Consider the following 5,682-nt stretch of genomic DNA (forward strand, 5'->3'; position numbering starts at 1 on the left):
CGGGCGGGCGCGCGGCGGCACCGGGGCGCGGCGGAGGCGGCTGAGGCGTGCGCGGCGGCGCGAGCGGCCGGCTCGCAGGAGCGGACGGTCGCGGGGGCTGCGCCCGGGACAGCTTCGCGAGGCGCGCCTCCTCCTCCTCCTTCGTCACCACGAGCGGCGGCCCGCCGGCGCGCTGCCGCGCCTCGTCGTCCGCGCTGTAGAAGAGCTGGAAGGTGGTGAGGCCGCGCACGACGAGCTCGCCGCGCTGGTTCTCGGCCCACACCTCGATGTCGATCGCGTAGCGCCCGCCCTCCTCGAAGCGGCGGTCGGTCACGCGGCCGCGTACGGTGAGCACGTCGCCCGGCCAGACGATCTTCACGAACCGCGCGGAGAAGCGGCGAAGGCGCGCGCCGCGCACCCAGTCCACGACCAGCTCCCCGAGGAAGCCCATCGCGATCATCCCAGGCGCGAGCGCGCTCGGGAACCCCGAGTTCTTCGCGTAGGGCTCGTCGATGTAGAGCGGGTTCCAGTCCTGGGCCGCGCCGACGTAGCGCGCGATCTGGAGCCGGTCCACCGGCGACTTCACGAGCGGCGGCAGCTCGTCGCCGACCTTGACCGCCTCGAAGTAGAGCTGGCGTGCGCTGAGCATCCGTCGTCCCTATCCCCGACGCAGGATGAGCGTCGCGCGCGAGCGGAACACCCACTCGCCCTTGTCGTCCCGGGCCTCGTCCTCGAGGACGAGCACGTCCATCGGACCGCTCGCGCCGGGCCGCTCCTGGACGTCGGCCACCCGCGAGACGACCGTGAGGCGGTCGCCCGCCACGAGCGGGCGGGCGTACTCGATCTGCTGCTCCGAGTGGAGGATGGAGCGCGTCCCGAGATCGAGCGAGTGCCGGAAGCGGTCGTTCGCCGCGAGCGCCGCCGCGAACGTCGGGGGCGCCACGAGCGCCGGGTAGCCGGCCGCGCGCGCCGCCGCCTCGTCCTGGTAGATCGGGTTCGGGTCGCCGAGCGCCTCGGCGTACCGGCGGATGGCGCTCCGCTCCACCTCCTGCGCCACCGGCTCGCTCTCCCGTCCGATGAGGGATCTGTCGAGCATGCGTTCCGTTCACCTTCCCGCGGGGAGATCGAGCACCGTGAGGAGCCCCTGGCGCTCCAGGACGGCGGGGATCGCGTTCACGACGGCGTGCGCGGTCCCGACCTCGCCGGGGACGCCGCCCGGGATGATCAGGCGGAGCGGCGGATCCGCGTCGAGCTCCACCTCGTCCCGTGGGTCCTCGGCGCCGGCCTGCAGCACGAGCTCGAGCCGGACCACCTCGCGATCCTCGGCGAACACCCGCGCGACCTGCTGGACCCCGGCCACCTCTCCGCGTCCCACCGCGCCGTCCTCCTCCGCGAGGAGCGGGACGATCTCCTCGTCCACCTCGTACTCGTCGGCGCCGGCGCACGACTCGGCGAGGAGCGCCGCCGACTGCGCGAGGCCGGGCTGGCCGATCTCGCCGCGCTCGAGCGCCTCGTCGAACGCGTCCTCGGCGAGCCCGAGGCCCGCCTTCTGCCGCAGCGCCCCGGAGCCGGCCGTCACGTCGACCACCCGGATCACGCGCACGTGGCGCACCGGTCCGGCGACCTGGGAGAGGAACGCGGGGAGCCGATCGAGCACGAACCCCGGCGCGACCCCCGTCGCCACGACCGCGACCCCGCGCTGCTCGCAGAGCCGGTCGAGCGCCTCGGCGTCCTCGGCGCTGTCGAGCGCCGGGTTCACGAGCTCCTCGCAGGTCGAGACGACGTGGACGCCTGCCCGCACCGCGGCGCGGAGATCGGGGAGCGCCTCCTCGAGCCGGCTCGTCCCGGAGTGCAGGAGGACTCCGCCCTTGGCGCGCGCGAGCGCCTCGGCGAGGTCGCTCTCCACGCGCAGCTCGGGCGCGGGAGCGCCGACGAGCTCGTCGAGCGGCTGGCCGGCGAGGGCGGCGTCGGGATCGACCGCCGCGACGATCTCGAGGTCGTCGCGCAGCACGACCGCCCGGGCGATCGCCCGCCCGGTTTCACCCAGCCCCGCGAGCACCACCGGGATGACGCCGTCCGGTCGCACGTGCCCCTCCGGAGACGTGCGCGCCCGGGGAGCGGGCGCGGCGGATCTCCAAGATTCACGGGCCCTTATAGTGCACGCGATCGACGGCTATCAAGAAAACCGGGGAGCTCGCCCCCGCCGGCGCGCTGGCCTCCGGCCGCGCTGGCCCCCGATCGCCGGGCGCGCGCGAGCGTCGCTCCAGGCTCGCTAACCGTTCGTGGACAGGGAACTTTTACGACCCGATCATCGACTCGAGGAGCAGTCGCGCGGAGGGGTCGGACCAGTCGCGGGGGCCGACCACGAAGGCGACCAGCCGGCCGTCCTTGTCGACGATGTAGGTCTCCGGGAACTTGAGGTCGGGGCAGACCCCTCCCCGGGCGGCGCAGTAGTAGGCGCGCGTCGCCACCTGGGCGGGGTCGAGCGCCACGGCGAGGCCGGGCTTCCCGAAGTAGGGCGGCGCGGCGAAGAACTCCTTCACGGGGTCCCACGCCTCGTCCACCGAGACGGCGACCATCCGGAAGCGGCCGGGGTGCTTCGCCTCGAGCTCCCGCCCGAGCCGCACCATCGAGGGCATCTCCTCCCGGCACGGCGGGCACCAGGTGGCCCAGAAGTTCACGAAGACCACCTGGCCCTTCGCCTGCGCGAGCGAGAAGCGCGTGCCGTCGAGCGCCTCGAGCTCGATGGCCGGCGCGGCCACGTCGGTGCGGTCCACGCCGAACCCGAGGATGGCCGCGCGGTCGAGCGCCGGCTGCGTGACGAAGCGGTCGTAGGCGAGGTAGGCGAGCGCCACGACGAGGACGGCGGCCGTCGCGGCGGCGGCGAGGCGGAGGCCGCGGCGCGGCGCGGGTCCCCGAGGCGGCCGGCCGATGTCGTTCGATTCCGTCTTCACGGCGCGGTTCTACAACAGCGGCTTGCTTGCCGCCACCCGCCGCGCGGGCGACACTCGGGCCTCGATGCGCGGCCTCATGGGCAGCTTCGCGGTCCTCCCGCTCTCGGAGCTCGTCGACCTGCTCGCGCGGCGTCGCATGTCGGGCACGCTCGGCTGCGAGCGCGGCACCGTGAAGAAGTCCATCCAGGTCCGCGACGGCGTGGCCATCGGGGCCGGGTCGAACGATCCGCGCGAGCACCTCGGCCAGCTGCTGCTCAACTTCGGGCACGTCTCCGAGGAGCAGCTCGCGAAGGCCTTCCAGACGCAGGAGGAGACGCGGATCCGGCTCGGGAAGGTGCTGACGCTCGTCGGCCTCGTGTCGCCCGACGTCATCCGCGACGTCCTCGCCATCAAGCTGCGCGAGACGCTCCTCGACGTGTTCCTGTGGGACGCGGGCGTGTTCTGGTTCGACGACGGCGCGCCGCCCGACGTGGACGAGCTCGACGCGGCGGTGCCGCTCGCCGACATCGCGCGCGAGGCGGAGTTCCGGACGACCGCCTGGAGCGCGTTCCGCGGCGAGTTCCCGAGCGGCGCCGCCTCGCTCGTCGTGGACGAGGCCGCGGCGCCCGCCTCCGCCGGCCCGGGCACGATCGACGGACGGCTCCTCGCGCTCGCCCGCGAGGGCAAGACCATCGACGAGCTCGGGCTCGCGCTGCACGCGACCGACTTCCACCTCTACCAGCGGCTGTACGCGCTCGCCCGGCAGGGCGCGCTCCGCGCCGCGCCGGCGCCGCTCGCGGCGGCCGTCGCCACGGAGCCGGTCGGCGCCGCCGACCTCATCGACCGCGCCCGCTCGCTCCTCGCCGACGGCCGCGCCGACGACGCCGAGCTCGTGGCGGCGCGCGCGGTGGAGCTCGCCCCCGCCTCGGAGGCCGCGCGGTCGCTGCTCGTCGAGACCGAGCGCGTGCTCGGGGAGCGGCTCCAGGCGGAGCTCCTCGGACCGCCCCGGACGCCGCGGCTCAAGCTCGCGGCGCGCGAGGTGGCGCGCCTGCGGCTCTCCTCGGCCGACAAGTACCTGCTCTCGCGCTGCGACGGCCGGCGCGACCTCCGCGAGCTCACCCGCGTGGCGCCCCTGCGCGAGCTGGACGTGCTGAAGGCGATCCGGCGCTTCGCGGACGCGGGGCTCGTCGAGCTGGGGTAGCGCCGCCGCCGGCTCGCGGGCGAGGCGAGGCGGGGCGCCGCCGCGCTCGCGGCGAGCCGTCCGCGCCGGCGCAAGGGACCCCGCGCGCAGGGCGCGGGGCGAAGCCCCCGGCTACCTCGACGCCGTGCGGAGCTCCGCGCCCTTCGCCGAGGCGACGTGCGTCGCGAAGTACGCCTCGAGCGCCTCGCGCGCGACGGTGGGCGCGCGCGCGTGCCAGAGCCGCTCGTTCACCACCACGGTCGCGATCGCGATCTGCGGCTTGTCCGCCGGCGCGTACCCCACGAACCAGGAGTAGTCGCGGTACGGCTGGGCGTCGGCGAGCGACCCCGTCTTGCCCGCCACCGAGATGCTCCGGAGCGGGCCGCGGGCGCGCGAGAAGGCGCGGCGGGCGGTGCCCTCCGTGACCGTGCTCCGCATCATGCGGGCGAGCTCCGCCGCCACGGGCTCCTCGATCACGCGGCGCGGATCGCCCGCGGAGGGCGGCGGGCCGCCGCCCTCGACCGCGTCGACGATCACGGGCGGCACGAGCACGCCGTCGTTCGCGACGATGGCGGCGAGCAGCGCCGCGTGCAGCGGCGAGAGCTTCACCCCGCCGAAGCCGGCGGCGGTGTTCGCGAAGCCGAAGTCGTCGTCCGGGATGTCCGCCCGGGAGATCTCGACCGGGTGGGCGAAGGGGATCTCGGTGTTGAAGAGGAACCGCTCGGCGGTCGCGCGCAGCCGCTCCGCGTCGAGGCCCCGGTCGGCGAGCTTCGCGAAGACGACGTTCGTCGAGTGGCCGAAGGCGGAGGCGAGCGTGACGCAGCGATGGTCGCGGCGCGGGTCGTCGGCGAGGAGCTTCGGCGCGAGCCGGTGCTTGCCGCCGTGGTAGCAGACCTCCTCGTCGGGGTGCGTCCCCTGCTCGAGCAGGGCCGCGGCGGTGACGAGCTTGAAGATGCTCGCCGCCGGCGCGAGCGCCGCGAGAGACAGGCCGCGGCGACCCGGCTCCGCGCGGGAGTGCTCCGCGAGCGCGAGGATCCGCCCCGTGGAGGGCTCGATGATGACGGTCGCGCCCCAGGGCACCCGGTACGTGTCGAGCGCGCGCTCCAGCCGGTCCTGCAGCCCCGGATCGAGCGTGAGGGTCGCGCGGCGATCGCCGAGCGGCGCGACGTACCGCCCCGAGGCCTCGTCGAACGCGATCTCGCCGATGCGGATCGGCAGCTCGGGCGCGGCGGGGGCGGCCGCGGCCAGCTTCTTCTGGGCCGAGGCGGTGGAGGAGGACGCGGCGCCCGTCCCGGGAGAGGACGGACGCGGGAGGACGAGGCCGGCGAGCACGAGCGCGCTCGCGGGCACGAGCCAGGAAGGGACGCGATGGAGCATCGGAGCGATCGGAGGGAGAAGCGGCGGCGAGTGTGCCGCAACCCCGGGACCGCGTCAAAGTAGGCGCCCGCCGACCGCGAGGAACGTGCTTGAGCGGGGGCGCGGCCCGACCGGAGCGCGATCGGGCCGCATTCACCCTGGGTATCAGCGCGCGCGGCGCGCCGCGGGCTTCGCGGCGCGTTTCGTCGCCTTGGCGAGCGCCTTGCCCGCGAG

At 75.3% G+C, this 5,682-nt stretch carries 6 protein-coding genes; 1 reads left to right on the top strand and 5 read right to left on the bottom strand.

Annotated features, from left to right (window positions below):
- From MNY60_RS23160 to MNY60_RS23175, 4 genes are all read right to left on the bottom strand, one after another.
- A partial coding sequence (locus MNY60_RS23160) for a MaoC/PaaZ C-terminal domain-containing protein (protein ID WP_242362018.1) occupies positions 1-628 on the bottom strand: 628 nt, incomplete at its 3' end.
- Between the two features lie 9 nt (positions 629-637).
- A complete protein-coding gene (locus MNY60_RS23165; protein ID WP_242341401.1) occupies positions 638-1,075 on the bottom strand; it encodes a MaoC family dehydratase N-terminal domain-containing protein in 438 nt (145 codons plus the stop codon).
- 9 nt (positions 1,076-1,084) lie between these two features.
- Positions 1,085-2,065, bottom strand: coding sequence for a dihydrodipicolinate reductase (locus tag MNY60_RS23170; protein WP_242341402.1), 981 nt, complete (start codon positions 2,063-2,065; stop codon positions 1,085-1,087).
- A gap of 211 nt (positions 2,066-2,276) precedes the next feature.
- Positions 2,277-2,933 (bottom strand): TlpA disulfide reductase family protein, encoded by a 657-nt coding sequence (locus MNY60_RS23175; RefSeq protein ID WP_242341403.1) that lies wholly within the window; start codon positions 2,931-2,933, stop codon positions 2,277-2,279.
- On the opposite strand from MNY60_RS23175, the gene MNY60_RS23180 reads away from it, so the two are divergent.
- Positions 2,911-4,113, top strand: a complete 1,203-nt coding sequence (locus MNY60_RS23180) for a DUF4388 domain-containing protein (RefSeq protein ID WP_242341404.1) — start codon at positions 2,911-2,913, stop codon at positions 4,111-4,113. The two genes, MNY60_RS23175 and MNY60_RS23180, sit on opposite strands and share 23 nt — an antisense overlap.
- Before the next feature lie 111 nt (positions 4,114-4,224).
- Here the strand turns inward: MNY60_RS23180 and MNY60_RS23185 are convergent, their stop codons facing one another.
- Positions 4,225-5,469 carry a penicillin-binding transpeptidase domain-containing protein gene (locus tag MNY60_RS23185; RefSeq protein WP_242341405.1) on the bottom strand — a complete coding sequence of 415 codons (1,245 nt, stop codon included), beginning with the start codon at positions 5,467-5,469 and terminating at the stop codon, positions 4,225-4,227.
- Positions 5,470-5,682: the final 213 nt, after the last annotated feature.

The organism is Anaeromyxobacter sp. SG17 (assembly GCF_022690695.1).
GTDB lineage: Bacteria > Myxococcota > Myxococcia > Myxococcales > Anaeromyxobacteraceae > Anaeromyxobacter > Anaeromyxobacter soli.

Excerpts from the sequence above, each read along its gene's own strand:
- MNY60_RS23165 (WP_242341401.1), bottom strand. The coding sequence starts at position 1,075 with ATGCTCGACAGATCCCTCATCGGACGGGAGAGCGAGCCGGTGGCGCAG.
- MNY60_RS23180 (WP_242341404.1), top strand. The coding sequence starts at position 2,911 with ATGTCGTTCGATTCCGTCTTCACGGCGCGGTTCTACAACAGCGGCTTG.
- MNY60_RS23185 (WP_242341405.1), bottom strand. The coding sequence starts at position 5,469 with ATGCTCCATCGCGTCCCTTCCTGGCTCGTGCCCGCGAGCGCGCTCGTG.